This is a genomic window from Pseudomonas sp. OV546 (assembly GCF_900116845.1).
Taxonomy (GTDB): domain Bacteria; phylum Pseudomonadota; class Gammaproteobacteria; order Pseudomonadales; family Pseudomonadaceae; genus Aquipseudomonas; species Aquipseudomonas petroselini.
On sequence record NZ_FPCE01000010.1, the window covers coordinates 37,669 to 55,255 of the forward strand.

Sequence of the window (17,587 nt, forward strand, 5' to 3'; positions counted from 1 at the left end):
AAAAAAAAGGGGGGCACCTGCCCCCCCGAGGATTAAACGGTCGTGTCGAAGGCTGGATCAGCCTTCGATTTCAATCAGGATTTCGCCAGGGTTGACCCGGTCGCCCTTGGCCACATGAACGGCAGTCACCTTGCCGGCAATCGCTGCCTGCACTTCGGTTTCCATTTTCATGGCTTCGGTAATCAGCACGGCCTGGCCGGCCTTGACCACGTCACCTTCCTTGACCAGCACGTCGACGATATTGCCCGGCATCGCGGTGCTGACATGGCCAGGCTCGGTGGCGTGCTTGCGCTTGCTGCCGCCACTGCTGACGAATTCGTTGAGCGGTTCGAACACCACTTCTTCCGGCATGCCGTCGATGGACAGGTAGAAGTGGCGCTTGCCTTCGGCCTTCACGCCGACACCGGTGATGTCCACGCGGTAGCTTTCGCCGTGTACGTCGATGACGAACTCGGTCGGTACGCCTTCGCCACCGGCACGCGCCACGCCGCCGGCTTCTGGGATCGGCAACAGCACTTCAGGGGCCAAGGTGCCGGCGTCGCGCTCTTCGAGGAACTTGCGCCCGATGTCCGGGAACATGGCGTAGGTCAGCACGTCTTCTTCGGACTTGGCCAACGCGCCGATTTCACCGCGCAGTTTGGTCATTTCCGGCTTGAGCAGGTCGGCCGGGCGTACGTCGATCACTTCTTCGCTGCCGATGGCCTGGCGACGCAATTTCTCGTTCACGGTGCCCGGCGCCTTGCCGTAGCCGCCTTGCAGGTACAGCTTCACTTCGTTGGTGATGGTCTTGTAGCGCTCGCCGGCCAACACGTTGAAAAACGCCTGGGTGCCAACGATCTGAGAGGTCGGGGTGACCAGCGGCGGGAAGCCGAGGTCTTCGCGCACTCGCGGGATTTCGGCCAGCACTTCGCCCATGCGGTTGAGCGCGCCTTGCTCTTTCAATTGGTTGGCCAGGTTGGAAATCATCCCGCCCGGTACCTGGTTGACTTGCACGCGGGTGTCGACGGCGGTGAATTCGCTTTCGAACTGGTGGTACTTCTTGCGCACGGCGTAGAAGTACAGGCCAATCTCTTGCAGCAGTTCCAGGCTCAGGCCGGTATCGAACTCGCTGCCTTTAAGGGCGGCGACCATCGACTCGGTACCGGGGTGGCTGGTGCCCCAGGCGAAGCTGGAGATCGCCGTGTCGATGTGGTCGGCACCGTTCTCGATGGCCTTGAGTTGGCACATCGCGGCCAAGCCCGCCGTGTCGTGCGAGTGGATAAAGATCGGCAGGTTTTGCTCGGCTTTGAGTGCCTTGACCAGCTCGCCGGTGGCGTACGGGGTCAGCAGGCCGGCCATGTCCTTGATCGCAATCGAGTCGCAACCCATGGATTCCAACTGCTTGGCCTGGGCCACGAACGCCTCGACGGTGTGCACCGGGCTGGTGGTGTAGGCGATGGTGCCTTGGGCATGTTTGCCGGCAGCCTTCACCGCTTCGATGGCCACGCGCAGGTTACGCACGTCGTTCATGGCGTCGAAGATGCGGAATACGTCGATACCGTTGACGGCAGCCTTGGCCACGAACGCCTTGACCACGTCATCGCTGTAATGGCGATAGCCCAGCAGGTTCTGGCCACGCAGCAGCATCTGCAAGCGGGTGTTGGGCAACGCGGCGCGCAGTTTGCGCAGACGCTCCCACGGGTCCTCCTTGAGGAAGCGCACGCAGGCGTCGAAGGTCGCGCCGCCCCAGACTTCCAAGGACCAGTAGCCGACTTTGTCGAGCTTGTCGCAGATCGGCAGCATGTCGTCGGTGCGCATGCGGGTCGCCAGCAACGATTGGTGGGCGTCGCGCAGGATGGTGTCGGTTACGAAGATTTTTTTAGACATTGGAATGTTCCTCACAGGCCTGCGTGGGCGGCGATGGCGGCGGCGATGGCCAGGGCCAGCTCTTCGGGTTTGCGCTTGATCGAGTAGTTGGTCAGCTCAGGGTGGCTTTCCACGAAACTGGTGTTGAACTGGCCGCTGCGGAATTCCGGATTGCGCAGGATTTCCTGGTAGTAGGCGGCGGTGGTCTTCACGCCTTGCAGGCGCATGTCGTCCAGGGCACGCAGGCCGCGGTCCATGGCTTCCTCCCAGGTCAACGCCCACACCACCAGTTTCAGGCACATGGAGTCGTAGAACGGTGGGATGGTGTAGCCGGTATAGATCGCCGTGTCGGTACGCACGCCGGGGCCGCCGGGTGCGTAGTAACGGGTGATCTTGCCGAAGCTGGGCAGGAAGTTGTTCTTCGGGTCTTCGGCGTTGATACGGAACTGCAACGCGAAGCCACGGTGCTGGATATCTTCCTGTTTCACCGACAGCGGCAGGCCCGAGGCGATGCGGATCTGTTCGCGGACGATGTCGATCCCGGTGATTTCTTCAGTGATGGTGTGTTCCACCTGCACCCGGGTGTTCATCTCCATGAAGTACACCTCGCCCTCGGCGAGCAGGAACTCCACGGTACCGGCGTTCTCGTAGCCCACGGCCTTGGCGGCTCGCACCGACAGGTCGCCGATGTAGGCGCGCTGTTCCGGGGTCAGTTGCGGGCTTGGGGCGATTTCGATGAGCTTTTGGTTACGGCGCTGGATCGAGCAATCGCGCTCGAACAGGTGCACCACGTTGCCGAAGCTGTCACCGAGGATCTGCGCCTCGATATGCTTGGGATTGACGATGCATTTTTCCAGGAACACTTCCGCCGAACCGAACGCCTTGGTGGCCTCGGAAATCACACGGGGGAAGGCTTGTTCAAGTTCTTCACGGCTGTTGCAACGACGAATGCCGCGACCGCCACCACCGGAGGTGGCCTTGAGCATCACCGGGTAACCAATACGGTCGCCTTCGGTGAGGGCCTCAGCGATGTCGGCGACGTTGCCTTCGGTGCCCGGCGTGACCGGCACACCGGCCTTGATCATGCTGCGGCGCGCTTCGGTCTTGTCGCCCATGCGGCGGATGACTTCGGCCGAGGGACCGATGAATTTGATCCCGCGTTCGGCGCAGATGTCCGCCAGTTCGGCGTTTTCCGACAGGAACCCGTAACCGGGGTGCAGTGCATCACAGCCGGTTTCCACGGCGAGGTTCACCAGCTTGCGCGGGTTCAAGTAACCGGCCAGGGGCTCGGCACCGATGCTGTGGGCTTCGTCGGCACGCTTGACGTGCAACGCGTGGCGGTCGGCGTCGGAGTAGACCGCGACCGAGCGAATGCCCATCTCGGCGCAGGCACGCACGATTCGTACGGCAATTTCACCACGGTTGGCGATCAGGATCTTTTTTATCACTTGGAAATTCCCTTGAACCGATTGCTGCGTTCTTCGACCCTATGAATCCGGGTCGGCGCGTGACCAAATGTTTCATGACAGTCGCGAGACACACACTAAGCCCGCCAAGGGATTAACAAAAATCAATAATTATTGGGTCGTGCATAAGTAAAGACTTATAGTTGGCCGCACAGCCTGGGGCGAGAGGATTAAAAAATGCGTAAGTCATTGATGCGACTGACATTGCGTCAGTTGCAGATCTTCCATGAGGTGTGTGACTTGCGCTCCTACAGCCGCGCGGCCGAGGAAATGTCTCTCACACAACCGGCCGTTAGCCTACAAATTCGCCAGCTGGAAGAGCTGATCGGCCAGCCGTTGTTCGATTACGTCGGCAAAAAGCTCTACATGACCGAGGCCGCCGAAGCCCTGCAACGGGCCAGCCGGGATATTTTCGGGCGCCTGGAAAACCTCGATATGCAGCTCTCGGACATGCAGGGCTCGTTGCAAGGCCAACTGAAACTGGCGATTGAGTCCAGCGCCAAGTATTTCGTGCCGCACCTGTTTGCCGCCTTCAAGCGCCAGCATCCGGAAGTGCAATTGCACCTCACGGTGGTTAACCGTGCCCAGGTGATCCGCCGGCTTTCGGACAATCGCGACGACCTGGTGATCATGTCGATGGTGCCCCAGGACATGGGCTTGGAGTTCCTGCCGTTCCTTAACAACCCAATCGTTGCCGTGGCACCGCCCGACCACCCGCTCAGCCTTCAGGGACCGCTGCGCCTGCAGGACCTGGAACCTTACACACTGCTGCTGCGCGAACCGGGTTCCGGCACGCGGCTGGCTTGTGAGGAATATTTCAAGGAAAAACGCGTGCACTTCACCCAGACGGTTGAAGTCGCCTCAGCCGAGGCGCAGCGCGAATGCGTATGCGCCGGGCTGGGCGTGGCCTTGTTGACGCGTCACGCGGTCAACATGGAATTGGCCACCGGCGGGCTCAAGGAGCTGCCGGTGGAAGAGCTGCCGCTGTACCGCAGCTGGTGCCTGGTGCAGGCCAAGGCCAAGCGCCTGTCACCAGTGGCCCATGCGTTCCTGGGCTTTATCCGCAGCGAGCGGGTGCAGATCAGCGCGCTGGCTGAGCGCTTCGCTGGGCAGCCGCGGGTGCCTGCCAGTGGAGTTCCGGGTAGTCCGTGATGCTCTGGAGCAGTTGGCGCTGATCACAGCGGTCTTCGATTGCGCGACGGAACGCCATGCGGCGCTGGTCTTCCTGTTGACGACGGGTCTTGACGGAGCTGTTGCTGTCTTCGTAGGGCCGGGCCATTTGGAGTCTCCCAATGCGAGTACGGGGAGTACAGGATGGCCTTGGGGAGTTACGGTTTGGCGGCATAGGCATGACAAAAGGGTGAACATTGATCCGTGTTGAGCGGGCTTGCCCCGCGCTGGGCTGCGAAGCGGCGCCAATCCGGCCACCGCGTTCCTTCAGATAAAACGCGGTGGCCTGTTTTAGGGCCGCTTCGCGCCCCAGCGCGGGGCAAGCCCGCTCACCACAACAGCCCGCTCACCACGACAGCCCGCCACACGCAAAACTGCAATCAGTCGTCGAGGGCTTTGACGGATTTGGGCGACAGACGCAGGCTGCGCAAGCTGCGCTTGACGCTCTTGAGGTGGTTGACCAGGCTCGGCCCGCGCGCCATGGCCACGCCCATGGCCAGCACGTCGATCACCACCAAGTGAGCGATGCGCGAGGTCAGTGGCGTGTAGATCTCGGTGTCTTCATGCACATCGATGGCCAGGTTGACCGTGGACAGTTCCGCCAAGGGCGTCTGGCTGGGGCAAAGGGTGATCAACGAAGCGCCGCTCTCACGCACCAGGTTGGCGGTGATCAGCAGGTCTTTGGAGCGGCCGGACTGCGAGATGCAGATGGCGACATCGGTGGGCTTCAAGGTCACCGCCGACATGGCCTGCATGTGCGGGTCACTGTAGGCCGCTGCGGTGAGCAGCAGGCGGAAGAATTTGTGCTGGGCGTCGGCCGCCACTGCGCCGGATGCACCGAAGCCATAGAACTCAACGCGCTGGGCCTGGGACATGGCCGTCACGGCCTTCTGCAGCTCCACCGGGTCGAGCTTCTCGCGCACTTCCATCAGGGTGTGCAGGGTGGTGTCGAAGATTTTCAGGCTGAAATCGGCAACGGAATCGTCTTCATGGATCGCAAATTGCCCGAAGCTCGCACCGGCGGCCAGGCTTTGGGCCAGCTTGAGTTTCAAGTCCTGGAACCCGGAGCAACCGATGGCGCGGCAGAAACGCACGATGGTCGGCTCGCTGATGCCCACGCTGTGGGCCAAATCGGCCATGGAACTGTGCATCACAGCCGCAGGGTCAAGCAGCACGTGATCGGCAACCTTGAGTTCCGATTTGCGTAACAGGTGGCGCGACTGGGCGATATGTTGCAACAGGTTCAAAGGACAGGACTCTTGTTATGGGCAGGGCCAAGGATGTAGCAAGCTTGTAGTTATACTACAAGAATTGCCGTTTTGCCCGTCCGACGCGTCACTAAATCGCCCTGCCCGCCTTTGAATTTAAGGGCAGCCAAGTTGTAGCCACAGGGGCGACCTTGGCATCACTCAGGAAAATCTGCATTTTTCCGTAACAAATCTGCCAACCCTTCGGCCTGCATCGGCCGGCTGATCAAATAGCCCTGCACTTCGTCACACCGCTCACCGCGCAGGAAATCCAGCTGCTGCTGGTCTTCCACACCTTCTGCCACCACCTTGAGTGCCAGCCCATGGGCCATGGCGATAATTGCGCGGGTGATGGCCGCGTCTTCACGCCCCTGCCCGAGTCCACGAATAAAGGTCTGGTCGATCTTCACGTAGTCCACGGGGATACGCTTGAGGTAGCTGAGGGACGAATAACCGGTGCCAAAATCGTCGATGGCCAGCTTCACGCCCAGGTCGCGCAGTTGCTGGAAGGTGGCGATGATGTGTTCGACGCTGTCGAGTAACTGGCTTTCGGTCAGCTCCAGCTCGAGGTATTGCGGGTCCAGGCCGGTTTCCTCAAGCACTTGGCGCACCAGGCTGACCAACTTGCCTTGACGCAGTTGGTGCACCGAGAGGTTCACCGACACGCGAATCGGCGCCAGCCCCTGACGCTGCCATTCACACGCCTGCCAGCACGCCTCGCGCAGCACGAATTCGCCCAGCGGCACGATGAGGCCAGTCTCTTCGGCCAGGCCGATAAAATCCCCCGGCGGCACCATGCCCCATTGCGGATGCTCCCAGCGGATCAACGCCTCGGCCGCATTCAGCTTGCCGGTGGCCAGGCATAGCTTCGGTTGGTAGAACACTGAGAGCTGACGTTCTTCGATGGCCTTGCGCAGGTGGTTTTCCAGCTGCAAGCGCTCCAGGGTGCTGGCTTGCAAGCTGTCGGTGTAGAACTGAAAGTTATTGCCGCCCAAGTGCTTGGCGTGCTGCATGGCCATGTTCGATTGACTGACCAGCGCGGAAATCTCCCGCGCATTGTCCGGTAACAGGCTGACACCCATTGAGGCACTGACCACCAACTCATGCCCTTCCACCGTCACCGGCACCCGCAGTTTGGCCAGCAGCCGCGTGGCCACGCGCGCCAGGCTCGACAGGTTGCCATAGGCGTCGAACAACACAGCGAATTCATCCCCGGACAAACGCGCAATGGTGTCGGCCTCGGGCAAAGCGTTAATCAGGCGACGCGCCATTTTTTGCAGCAATTGGTCGGCAACTTCATGGCCGAGGCTGTCATTGAGTAACTTGAAGCGGTCGAGATTGATGTGCAGCAGCGCCAGGCTGCGCCCGCCTTGGCGTACACGCTGGTGAGCCTCGCGCAGCCGTTCGCGGAACAGCGAGCGGTTGGCCAGCCCGGTCAACTCGTCGTAATGAGTGAGGTAACGCATACGTTCTTCGGACTCACGCCGCGCCGAGAGATCGGCGAAGAAACCCACGATATGACTGACTTTTCCTCGAACATCGCGCACCACATTCAATTGCAGCCACTGCGGGTACAGCTCGCCGTTCTTGCGCGTCTCCACCAACTCGCCCTGCCACGTACCGTGGCTTAGCAACGCCTGGCGGATCACCGGAAAGTGGCGGCGGGCATCGCGGCTGCTGGGCAGCTCCACCACATTGCGGCCAATCATGTCGTCGGTTTCGAAGCCCGTGACACGGCTGAAGGCCTGGTTGACGGCAATCAGCACGTAGTCCGGGTCGAGGATCACAATGCCCTCGCTGGCGGCTTCAAAGACGGTCGACGCCAAACGCTGCTGTTCCTCCAGGGCCTTGCTGGCGCTGATATCACGGCGTGTACCGAGCATGCGCGTGACGCGGCCGCTGGGCGCACGCTCCACGGCACGGCCACGGTCTTCGATCCATACCCAGTGCCCATCGCCATGACGCACGCGGTATTCCACTTGGTAGTCCTCGCTGCGGCCCTTGAGGTGCTCCACCAGGGCACGCTTGAGCAGCGGCAGGTCTTCGGGGTGCAGGCGTGGCTTGAGGTGACCGAGCATCGCCGTGACGTACTCAGGCTCCAGGCCGAACAGCTCCTTGAGCTGGGTGTGGTGGACTTCGTCGGTTTGCAGGTTCCAGTCCCACAGGCCCAGCTCGCTGGCTTGCAGGGCCATGGCCAGGCGCGCCTCGCTTTTATTCAGCGCCAGGCTGGCAGCGTCCAGCTCCTGGCTGCGCTGTGCCACGCGGTCCTGCAGGCCGACCTGGGCTTCGCGCAGTTCCTGCTCGACCTGGCGGCGTTGTTCGACTTCGCGCACCAACTCCTGATTGAGTTGCTCGCTGCGCTGCTGTGCCTGTTGCAGATGTTCGATCAACGCCTGGTTCTGGAAGCGTCGCAGCAGCCCGCGCTGGATCAGGCGATTGACCTGCCACGCCACCAGGCTCAAGGACGCCAGCAGGATCAGGCCGAGTACGCCCCAGCCACGCTGCTGCGGGTCACCGCTCCAGAACAGGTAAATGATGGACGGCACCAGGCACGGCAAGGCGAACGACAAAAAGGCCGGCACGCTCACGGCGTAGGCCACGCTGGCCGACAGTGTCGCAGCGCCGATCAGGCCGAACACCCAGGCCTGCTGCATAAAGCTGTCCGCCGGCACCAGGGCGATGGCGGCGGTGGCCAGGGTCAGGCCGCTGACCGCCGAACCGAGCATGAACATGCGCCGCCACACCGGCTGGGCCTGGCGACTGGGCATGGCCGAATCAAACGCGGCCACTTGGATCACGCGCATCGCCACCAGGGCCAGCAGCCAGACCAACCAGATGCTGTCCAACAGGTATTGCTTGGGGTTCCAGAGCAGCCAGGCGCAGACCAGGCCATTGACCAACATCAACAGGGTCGGCAGCAGCGAGCCCTGATACAGCAGGCGTGTGCGCTCGACCGCCATCTCGGTGGCGTAGTGTTTGCGAAGAACCTGCGCGGGCGCCGCCGAGGGGCCAAACAGGTCGGTGCTGAGGGTCATAGGCAGTGTTCTTATAATGGTGAGCCCGAAACGTCGACGGAGCATACACAAGCAAACGCTTGGGCCAAACTGCTCTACGTCATAAAAACGGCATGCTCATGCGCCGCAAACTTCGGGGCCAGACGGCTTGAGCGAGACGCTGCGCGGGCTGTGGCCATTGACCAACCGGTCATCACCCTGATTGTTTTCCGTCGACCACCCGGCATTGGTATTTGCCCCACTCCCCCGTGGGCCATAGAATGCGCCGATGCGCGATGATCTCTCTCTTTTGCTGAACTCCCTCAACGATGCCCAACGCCAGGCCGTAGCCGCCCCCGTTGGCCGTCAGTTGGTCCTGGCCGGTGCTGGCTCCGGTAAAACCCGAGTGCTGGTGCACCGTATCGCCTGGTTGATCCAGGTCGAGAACGCGTCCCCGCATTCCATCCTGTCGGTGACCTTCACCAACAAGGCCGCTGCCGAGATGCGCCACCGCATCGAGCAGTTGATGGGCATCAGCCCGGCCGGCATGTGGGTAGGCACCTTCCACGGCCTGGCGCACCGCCTGTTGCGGGCGCACTGGCAGGAAGCGGGCCTGAGCCAGACCTTCCAGATTCTCGACAGCGATGACCAGCAACGCTTGGTCAAGCGGGTGATCCGCGAACTGGGGCTCGACGAACAGCGCTGGCCGGCGCGCCAGGCCCAATGGTTTATCAACGGCCAGAAAGACGAAGGCCTGCGCCCGCAGCACATCCAGGCCAGCGGCGATTTGTTCCTGGCCACCATGCGCAGCATTTATGAAGCCTACGAGGCCGCGTGCGTACGCGCCGGGGTGATCGACTTCTCCGAGCTGCTGCTGCGCGCCCTCGACCTGTGGCGCGACAACCCGGGTTTGCTGGCCCATTACCAGAAACGCTTCCGCCACATTCTGGTGGACGAGTTCCAGGACACCAACGCCGTGCAGTACGCCTGGTTGCGCCTGCTGGCCAAAGGTGGCGACAGCCTGATGGTGGTGGGCGACGACGATCAGTCGATCTACGGCTGGCGTGGCGCGAAAATCGAGAACATCTACCAGTATTCCGAAGACTTCCCGGACGCCGTCACCATCCGCCTGGAGCAGAACTACCGCTCCACCGCCGGTATCCTCAAGGCGGCCAACGCCTTGATCGCCAACAACACCGGGCGCCTGGGCAAAGAGCTGTGGACCGACGGTGGCGAAGGCGAAGCCATCAACTTGTACGCCGCGTTCAACGAGCACGATGAAGCGCGCTACGTAGTGGAAACCATCGAAAGTGCACTGAAAACCGGCCTGGCGCGCAGCGATATCGCCATTTTGTATCGCTCCAACGCCCAATCGCGGGTCTTGGAAGAAGCCTTGCTGCGCGAACGCATCCCGTACCGCATCTACGGTGGCCAGCGCTTCTTCGAGCGTGCCGAGATCAAGAACGCCATGGCCTACCTGCGCTTGCTGGAAGGCCGCGGCAACGATGCGGCGCTGGAGCGGGTGATCAACATCCCGGCCCGTGGCATTGGCGAAAAGACTGTCGAAGCCATTCGCGACCACGCGCGCCATGCCGATGTGTCGATGTGGGAAGCCATGCGCTTGCTGATCGCCAATAAAGGCCTGACCGGCCGCGCCGCCGGGGCGCTGGGTGTGTTTGTCGAACTGATCGAGAACCTCGCCGCCAAGTGCGCGGAAATGCCTCTGCACTTGATGACCCAGACCGTGATCGAGCAGTCCGGGCTGATTGCCTACCACGAAGCGGAAAAGGGCGAGAAAGGCCAGGCCCGGGTAGAAAACCTTGAGGAACTGGTCAGCGCCGCCCGTGCGTTCGAAAACACCGAGGAAGACGAAGAGCTGACCCCGCTCGCCGCTTTCCTCGGCCATGCGTCGCTGGAAGCCGGCGATACCCAGGCCGATGAGCATGAAGACAGCATCCAGTTGATGACCTTGCACAGCGCCAAGGGCCTGGAGTTCCCGTACGTGTTCCTGGTGGGCATGGAAGAAGGCCTGTTCCCGCACAAGATGAGCCTGGAAGAGCCGGGCCGTCTTGAGGAGGAGCGCCGCCTGGCCTACGTGGGCATCACCCGCGCGATGCAGAACCTGGTGATGACCTACGCCGAGACCCGACGCCTGTACGGCAGCGAGACCTACAACAAGGTGTCGCGTTTCGTACGTGAAGTGCCGAAGGGGCTGATCCAGGAAGTGCGCTTGTCCAACAGCGTCAGCCGCCCGTTCGGCGGAGGTCAGCAGCAGAACTCCAGCAGTATGTTCGCCGGTTCCGAGATTCCGGAAACCCAGTTCAGCCTTGGCCAGCAGGTCAGGCATTCGGTGTTCGGCGAAGGCGTGATCCTCAACTTCGAAGGCGCCGGTGCCCAGGCGCGGGTGCAGGTGAATTTCGCCGAAGGCAGCAAGTGGCTGATGATGGGTTACGCGAAGCTCGAAGCCATCTGACTGTGGCGAGGGAGCTTGCTCCCTCACCCCAACCAGCCCCTCTCATGAAACACTGCGTTACATGAAGATGATGGGCCCGCCCTTGTTTTAGACGAGCGCGGGCCAATATCTGTAATAAGTCCTACAGACCATTCTGAATCGGTCCTACGCAAAAGCCCGAAACATTATGTCGCTAGCCACTGTCACTACACCTGTGCAACATGGCGCGCGTGCAATCCACAAATGGGAATTCCCTTTATGAAACGTTTTCTTAGCATCGCCATGGCGTTGTGCATCGGCCTGACGATGAGCATCGACGCCAACGCCAAGCGCTTTGGTGGCGGCAAAAGCATGGGCTCGGCACCGACTCACCAGACCAGCCAAATGGCCCCATCCGCCGGTGCCGGCGGTGCTGCGGCTACCGCAGGCGCAGCCGGTGCTGCAGGCGCCGCTGCCAAGGCTGGCGGTGCTTCGCGCTGGTTGGGCCCTCTGGCCGGTATCGCCGCCGGTGGCCTGCTCGCTTCCATGTTCATGGGCGGCGGCTTCCAGGGCATGCAGATCTTCGACATCCTGATCATGGCGGTCATCGCCTTCCTGATCTTCCGCTTCATCGCTGCCCGTCGCCGCAAGCAGCAGGAGCATCTGGCTCCCGCTGGCGCGCCAATGCAGCGTGAAGTGTTCGAGCAAAAACCAGCCATGGGTTCGATCTTCGGTGGTTCGGCAGCGCCTGCTGCGGCCCGTCCGGTGATCAACGCACCGGCCTGGTTCAACGAAGAGCGTTTCGTCGAAGCGGCCCGCAGCCACTTCCAGTCCCTGCAGCAGCATTGGGACGCCAACGAAATGGACAAGATCTCCGAGTTCGTGACCCCGCAACTGCTGGAGTTCCTCAAGCGCGAACGTGCCGACCTGGGCGACGCGTTCCAGTCGACCTACATCGACGACCTGCGCGTACAGCTGGAAGGTGTGGATGATCGCGCCGACAAGACCATCGCCACCCTGACTTTCAGCGGTGTATCGAAGACTTCGCGCTTCGACCAGGGCGAAGTGTTCAGCGAAAGCTGGAACATGGAACGTGCCCAGGGCGACAACCAGCCTTGGCTGGTCGCCGGTATCCGCCAGAACGGCTGATCCCTGCGCGCTTAGCAAGCAGATACAAAAAACCCCGGACCTGTCCGGGGTTTTCTATTTCACGGTTGCACTTATAGCGAGCTACTGTATAAAACGCCCCTATAAACCGCGCCATCTAGCAAGAGGATCCCGGCCGTGGAAGAAATCATCGAACAATTGCGTGAAGCCAACGAACCGGTTCCGGTTCCGCTGGAACTGCCTGACGAAGACCAACTGGTGGAAATCGAGGAACAACTGTTCATCGACATCCCGTTTGTCTTCCGTGAATTTTTGCTGACCGTCAGCGATGTGGTGTACGGCAGCCTGGAGCCGGTGACCGTCACCGACCCGCAATCCCATACCTACCTGCCGGACGTGGCCGCCAACGCCTGGGATGCCGGTGTTGATCGCAGCCTGATCCCTATCTGCCAGGACGGCGACGACTACTATTGCGTCGAAGAAGACGGCACCGTGGTGCTGTGGTCCGGCGAAGAAGAAATCGTCACCGAGGAAACCTGGGAATCCGTGTGGCACTGGGCGCGGGACGTCTGGCTGGAAAGCTGACCGGGCTTGCTGTAGTGAGCGGGCTTTGTGGTGAGCGGGCTTGCCCCGCGCTGGGCTGCGTAGCAGCCCCATAGCCTCACATCGCCAAACCTGAAAGAACGCGTCGCCTGGACCGGGCCTGCTACGCAGCCCAGCGCGAGCAAGCTCGCTCACCACAAAAAAGCTCGCTCACCACAGTAAGTGGCCCGCCCACTTTAGTGCTCCGGCGTATCCTTGTGGTTATCCAGGGTCTCCAGCAAGGCGACCTGCATCCGCGTATGCACGCGGATGAACCACCGCCAGAGCACGGCCGCCACCGCTGCCGTGACGACGGCGATCAGCACCAGCAACTTGTTGGTCGGCAGGATACTGGCCGACAAGGCGGCCAATAGCAGGAAGATCACCAGCAGCGAGAGGATCGGGATCAGTTCCGCGATCACCCTTCGTACACGCTGGGTGTGTCGCCCAGCCATTTCCGGCTTCACGCTCATCTCCGCCAGCAGCATCGACAGCGCCTTGAGCTTGCGGTACGCCGCGATCAGGAATGGCAGCGACAACAGCAACGCCCCGCCCCAGATCAGCGCCTTCTGCCAGCTTGGATCGCTGATCCAGCCCTCCAGATACCCACCGATGCGCGCCGCAAAAAAGCTGCCGGCAAAGAAGATCGCGATCACCAGCGCCAGGTTTACCCCCACTTGCAGGATGATCTTGCGGATCATCGACGCCAACATGGCGCCCTCGCCCTGAGGCTGGATGCTGCGCAACCATTCGCCGTACATGCCGAACACCCGGCTCATGCGCTTGGGCATGATTGCCGCAATCTTCAGCGACAGCGGGTCAGCGCCGCGAATCAAGTACGGCGTGAGCAGCGTGGTAATCGCTGAAACCGCCACGGCGACGGGATAAAGGAAATCACTGGTCACCTGCAGCGTCATCCCCAGCGCCGCGATGATGAAGGAAAACTCACCAATTTGTGACAGCCCCATCCCCACGCGCAATGAGGTCCGGCCATCATTGCCAGCGATAAATGCCCCCAAGCCGCAGGACAGCATCTTGCCGAGCACCACCGCCACGGTGATCACCGCAATCGGCCAGGCGTATTGCAGCAGGATCTGGGGGTCGATCATCAAGCCAATGGCCACAAAGAAGATGGCGCTGAACATGTCGCGAACCGGCTCGATCAGGCGCTCGATCTTAATCAACTGTCGGGACTCGGCCATGATTGCGCCGATCAGGAACGCGCCCAGCACCATGCTGTATTCCAGCTTGACCACCAGCAGGCAGAAACCGAAACACAAGCCCAGTACGGTGATCAGCAACATCTCGTTGCTTTCGAACTTGGCCACGTAAGCCAATAGCCTCGGCACCAGCAAAATACCGATGACCAGCGCAACGATCATGAACAGCGAGAGCTTGCCGACCGTGGAAAACACCTCGCCGGAGCTGACCGTACCGCTGACGGCGATGCTCGACAGCAAGGCGATGATGCCGATGCCGAGGATGTCTTCCACAATCAGTACGCCAAAAATCAGCTGGGCGAAGCGCTGGTTTTTCATCTTCAGGTCGTTAAGCGCCTTGACGATGATGGTGGTGGAGGAAATCGCCAGGATTGCGCCGAGGAACAGCGAGTCCATGGTGTTCCAGTCAAACCAGCGGCCAATCTCGTAGCCGATCCAGATCATCAGGATGATTTCCAGGAAGGCTGCGATAAACGCCGTGGCGCCGACCTTGAACAGCTTGCGCAGGCTGAACTCCAGGCCCAGGCAGAACATCAGGAAGATCACCCCCAGCTCGGCGAGGGTCTTGATGGTGTCTTCGTCGTGAATCAGGCCGAAAGGTGGGGTGTGGGGGCCAATGATGAACCCGGCGACGATGTAGCCCAGCACCACTGGCTGCTTGAGGCGGTGAAACAGGATGGTGACAACCCCTGCCACCAGCATGATCACGGCCAAGTCCTGGATAAAGCTGATGGCGTGCATGGCGAGGGGCTCCTTGAGGGTACTGGCGCTTTTCCCACTTCCGCCCGCGCCTTTGAAATATCGCAAAGTGCGGAAGGAAAAGTCTGCCTTGATCGTAAGAAATGCCCTGAGACGGGCTTTTGAAGGTTAACACCGCGACTTCCGCCGGAAAGCCGGTGCAATATATGGAAACAGATCGGAGAGCGCGTGACGGCAAGGCGCCTACCGGCGTCCCGTTATGGATGGCGCTGTAAAGATTCCAGCACCCGCAGAGGTGCGCCCCCAACCAATGCCTACAACCCGTGAGTGTGCTATGGAACCCGGAAACGCCCAGCTGTCGATGACGGTATTGATGACCCCTGATATGGCCAACTTCTCAGGCAATGTCCACGGCGGCACACTGCTCAAGTACCTCGACGAAGTGGCCTACGCCTGCGCGAGCCGTTATGCCGGCCGCTATGTCGTCACCTTGTCGGTAGACCAGGTGATCTTTCGCGAGCCGATCCATGTCGGTGAGCTGGTGACGTTCCTCGCATCGGTCAACTACACCGGCAACACGTCGATGGAAGTGGGCATCAAGGTGGTGACCGAGAACATCCGCGAACGCTCGGTGCGCCATACCAACAGTTGCTTCTTCACCATGGTGGCCGTGGACGACCAGCGAAAACCGGCCGCCGTGCCACCGCTGCAACCTCACAATAGCGAAGACAAGCGCCGGTTCGTGCAGGCCCAGCAGCGCCGGCAGATCCGTCAGGAGCTGGAAAAGCGCTATCAGGAAATCAAGGCAGACGCGCTATAGGCCATGCCCCCCCGTGTAGGAGCGAGCAAGCCCGCTCCTACAACCTCCAGCACCCATCGTAGTGGGCACACACATCAAAGCGCTGATCCAACTGGCTCATGCGCTCCATGTGATGGTTCACGATGTCCACCATCACGGCTTTGCTGGTGTTCGTGTAGTACTGCGCCATCAACTTGTCGTTAGCCTTGACGCGCTCGACAACGGCGGCGTCCGTCGGGTTCTGCCATTGCTCCAGAATCGCATCTTCGGTGCCGCTCAGGCGCATGCGGTAAACCCGCTCATAAAGCTCCAGCGTACGCGCCTTGCGGCCAGCCATTTCCTGATTCACCCGTGCATAGTTCTGACGGAACTGAACCCAATAGGCCTCAGGTGGCGTGAATGTGCCTAATTTCGCCTTGCGCTCGGCGATCGCCTCTTCGGTAGCTTGCGGGCGCTGCGCGGTGTCAGGCTCCATCAACGTGATGAGCTGCATATGGGTTTCAACGATTGCGTTGATCAACGCGGTACGGTGTGGCGTAGCCGGGATCACCTTACCGAATATCGGGCTCTTGCCCGCGCACGACGGCATACCGTTCTCGAATATCGGCTGGGGGATGCGCACATCCTTGCCATCCGAGCGCGTCAGGCGCTGAAACGAGGTCGTGCACATGCCCCGTTCCATGTCGAAGGTCACTTCATACTCTTCCCCGGCCTTTGGCGTGATGCTCATTGATTTGCCGCAGACATAGCTGCCGCCATTGGTGTTGATCATCAGCATGGTTTCTTTGCCGGGTGCCAGCTTGAACTCCAGCAAGCCTCTGGCCTTGACCGGTGGGGGCACAGACATGCCGACACGCCGCCGGGTATCGACCAAGAAAATATTGTTGAGCATGCCAGTGGTCTGGCCCATGCAGTGCTCAGCGTCGTAGACGTCGATGGTGGTATTGGACGTATTAGAGATGAAGCGCAGTTTGGCGGCATCAGCCTCAGTGGCATCAGGGTAAGTGCCGTTCACACTGCAACCGGCCAGCAACGACGTCAGCACCAGGGCGGTCAGCGCCCGCGGCGAAGGGAATACGAGGGACATGGATCTTCCTTGAAAGCACAGTGGACTAGAAGGCGCCCGATAGTACCGGACGCCCTTTGCCTGGCTCAATCAGGAAAATTCCTACAGCTCGATGGGTGTCGCTTCGAAACGTACGCGAGGGTGGGCGATGCGATCCTGAGCCCGCACCAACTCCAGCTCGTAACTGGCGCAAGCCTGGGTTTCCAGCAGCACTTCGTGTACGGCGGCGGCGGTGAATTCGAAGGCGGCCAACAGAACGCGCGCCAGGAACAGGCCCGAGGTCAAATCGCCGACGCCCACCGGCTGACGCGGAAACGCCAACAGCGGCCGGCGCAGGTGCCAGCTGCCTTCGGCGGTCACCAGCAGCATTTCGAAACCATCCGGCAACTTGCCGGGGTAATCCAAATGCTTGACCAATACAGCCTTCGGCCCGCGCGCCAGCAACGCCTTGGCCATGGCCAGGCAATCGAACAGCGATTGCGGCTTGCGCCCGGCAAAACTGTCCAGTTCCAACTGGTTGGGGCACAGGAAGTCGGCCATTGCCGCGGCTTCGTCCAGCAGGAAATCGCTGACTTCCTGGGGCACGATGCAGCCCTTTTCCGGATGGCCCATCACCGGGTCGCACAGATACAAAGCCTTGGGGTTGATGGCCTTGATGCGCGCCACGCCGGTCAGGATCGCCCGGCCCTGATCCGCACTGCCCAGGTAGCCGGACAAAATCGCGTCGCAGTTGCCCAACTCGCCGATCGCGGCGATGCCTTCCACCAACGCCGGAATCTGCTGCGGCGCCAACACTTCACCCGCCCACTGGCCATACTGGGTGTGGTTGGAGAACTGCACGGTGTTCAGCGGCCACACGTTCACCCCGACGCGCTGCATGGGGAACACGGCGGCGCTGTTTCCGGCGTGGCCGAAGACCACATGAGACTGGATCGCAAGCAAATGAGGTGTGCGTTTCATGC

Annotated in this window: 13 protein-coding genes; 5 read left to right on the forward strand and 8 right to left on the reverse strand. The window is 61.1% G+C overall.

Annotation, left to right across the window (positions count from 1 at the left end; all coding sequences use genetic code 11):
* Positions 1–57 precede the first annotated feature (57 nt).
* Both oadA and BM403_RS21560 read right to left on the reverse strand, forming a co-directional pair.
* Positions 58–1,866, reverse strand: coding sequence for a sodium-extruding oxaloacetate decarboxylase subunit alpha (gene oadA / locus BM403_RS21555; RefSeq protein WP_015886599.1), 1,809 nt, complete (start codon positions 1,864–1,866; stop codon positions 58–60).
* Positions 1,867–1,877: 11 nt separating this feature from the next.
* Positions 1,878–3,293, reverse strand: coding sequence for an acetyl-CoA carboxylase biotin carboxylase subunit (locus BM403_RS21560; protein ID WP_003213442.1), 1,416 nt, complete (start codon positions 3,291–3,293; stop codon positions 1,878–1,880).
* A 195-nt stretch (positions 3,294–3,488) separates the two neighbouring features.
* Between BM403_RS21560 and BM403_RS21565 the strand changes: the two genes are divergently transcribed.
* The gene (locus BM403_RS21565) at positions 3,489–4,463 is read left to right on the forward strand and encodes a LysR family transcriptional regulator (RefSeq protein WP_015886600.1); all 975 of its coding nucleotides are present in this window, start codon (positions 3,489–3,491) and stop codon (positions 4,461–4,463) included.
* On the opposite strand, the gene BM403_RS32265 is transcribed toward BM403_RS21565, so the two are convergent.
* The 3 genes from BM403_RS32265 to BM403_RS21580 form a co-directional block, all read right to left on the reverse strand.
* Positions 4,393–4,590 (reverse strand): PA3496 family putative envelope integrity protein, encoded by a 198-nt coding sequence (locus BM403_RS32265; protein ID WP_079444958.1) that lies wholly within the window; start codon positions 4,588–4,590, stop codon positions 4,393–4,395. The genes BM403_RS21565 and BM403_RS32265 overlap by 71 nt on opposite strands.
* A gap of 271 nt (positions 4,591–4,861) precedes the next feature.
* Complete coding sequence (hexR, locus tag BM403_RS21575) at positions 4,862–5,728, reverse strand: transcriptional regulator HexR (protein ID WP_093544725.1); 867 nt, start codon at positions 5,726–5,728, stop codon at positions 4,862–4,864.
* A 158-nt stretch (positions 5,729–5,886) separates the two neighbouring features.
* Positions 5,887–8,763, reverse strand: coding sequence for an EAL domain-containing protein (locus BM403_RS21580; RefSeq protein ID WP_043206077.1), 2,877 nt, complete (start codon positions 8,761–8,763; stop codon positions 5,887–5,889).
* 247 nt (positions 8,764–9,010) lie between these two features.
* Here BM403_RS21580 and uvrD point away from each other — a divergent pair, with 247 nt between their 5' ends.
* The 3 genes from uvrD to BM403_RS21595 all read left to right on the forward strand — a co-directional run bounded on the left by uvrD (position 9,011) and on the right by BM403_RS21595 (position 12,844).
* Positions 9,011–11,194, forward strand: coding sequence for a DNA helicase II (gene uvrD, locus BM403_RS21585; RefSeq protein WP_015886602.1), 2,184 nt, complete (start codon positions 9,011–9,013; stop codon positions 11,192–11,194).
* Between the two features lie 237 nt (positions 11,195–11,431).
* Complete coding sequence (locus BM403_RS21590; protein WP_046035798.1) at positions 11,432–12,301, forward strand: Tim44 domain-containing protein; 870 nt, start codon at positions 11,432–11,434, stop codon at positions 12,299–12,301.
* A 135-nt stretch (positions 12,302–12,436) separates the two neighbouring features.
* Positions 12,437–12,844, forward strand: coding sequence for an SMI1/KNR4 family protein (locus BM403_RS21595; protein WP_028618538.1), 408 nt, complete (start codon positions 12,437–12,439; stop codon positions 12,842–12,844).
* A 194-nt stretch (positions 12,845–13,038) separates the two neighbouring features.
* Here the strand turns inward: BM403_RS21595 and BM403_RS21600 are convergent, their stop codons facing one another.
* Positions 13,039–14,802, reverse strand: a complete 1,764-nt coding sequence (locus BM403_RS21600) for a cation:proton antiporter (protein WP_046035799.1) — start codon at positions 14,800–14,802, stop codon at positions 13,039–13,041.
* A 292-nt stretch (positions 14,803–15,094) separates the two neighbouring features.
* On the opposite strand from BM403_RS21600, the gene BM403_RS21605 reads away from it, so the two are divergent.
* Entirely contained in the window at positions 15,095–15,580 is a 486-nt protein-coding gene (locus BM403_RS21605; protein ID WP_003177014.1) for an acyl-CoA thioesterase, read from the forward strand.
* Positions 15,581–15,617: 37 nt separating this feature from the next.
* On the opposite strand, the gene BM403_RS21610 is transcribed toward BM403_RS21605, so the two are convergent.
* Positions 15,618–16,646 (reverse strand): hypothetical protein, encoded by a 1,029-nt coding sequence (locus BM403_RS21610; RefSeq protein WP_015886606.1) that lies wholly within the window; start codon positions 16,644–16,646, stop codon positions 15,618–15,620.
* Positions 16,647–16,727: 81 nt separating this feature from the next.
* The gene (gene pdxY / locus BM403_RS21615) at positions 16,728–17,585 is read right to left on the reverse strand and encodes a pyridoxal kinase PdxY (protein WP_093544728.1); all 858 of its coding nucleotides are present in this window, start codon (positions 17,583–17,585) and stop codon (positions 16,728–16,730) included.
* Between the last annotated feature and the right edge of the window lie 2 nt (positions 17,586–17,587).

Coding starts and splice junctions, on each gene's coding strand:
- BM403_RS21565 (WP_015886600.1), top strand. CDS start 3,489: ATGCGTAAGTCATTGATGCGACTGACATTGCGTCAGTTGCAGATCTTC.
- BM403_RS21610 (WP_015886606.1), bottom strand. CDS start 16,646: ATGTCCCTCGTATTCCCTTCGCCGCGGGCGCTGACCGCCCTGGTGCTG.
- BM403_RS32265 (WP_079444958.1), bottom strand. CDS start 4,590: ATGGCCCGGCCCTACGAAGACAGCAACAGCTCCGTCAAGACCCGTCGT.
- uvrD (WP_015886602.1), top strand. CDS start 9,011: ATGCGCGATGATCTCTCTCTTTTGCTGAACTCCCTCAACGATGCCCAA.
- pdxY (WP_093544728.1), bottom strand. CDS start 17,585: ATGAAACGCACACCTCATTTGCTTGCGATCCAGTCTCATGTGGTCTTC.
- oadA (WP_015886599.1), bottom strand. CDS start 1,866: ATGTCTAAAAAAATCTTCGTAACCGACACCATCCTGCGCGACGCCCAC.
- BM403_RS21605 (WP_003177014.1), top strand. CDS start 15,095: ATGGAACCCGGAAACGCCCAGCTGTCGATGACGGTATTGATGACCCCT.
- BM403_RS21590 (WP_046035798.1), top strand. CDS start 11,432: ATGAAACGTTTTCTTAGCATCGCCATGGCGTTGTGCATCGGCCTGACG.
- BM403_RS21600 (WP_046035799.1), bottom strand. CDS start 14,802: ATGCACGCCATCAGCTTTATCCAGGACTTGGCCGTGATCATGCTGGTG.
- BM403_RS21580 (WP_043206077.1), bottom strand. CDS start 8,763: ATGACCCTCAGCACCGACCTGTTTGGCCCCTCGGCGGCGCCCGCGCAG.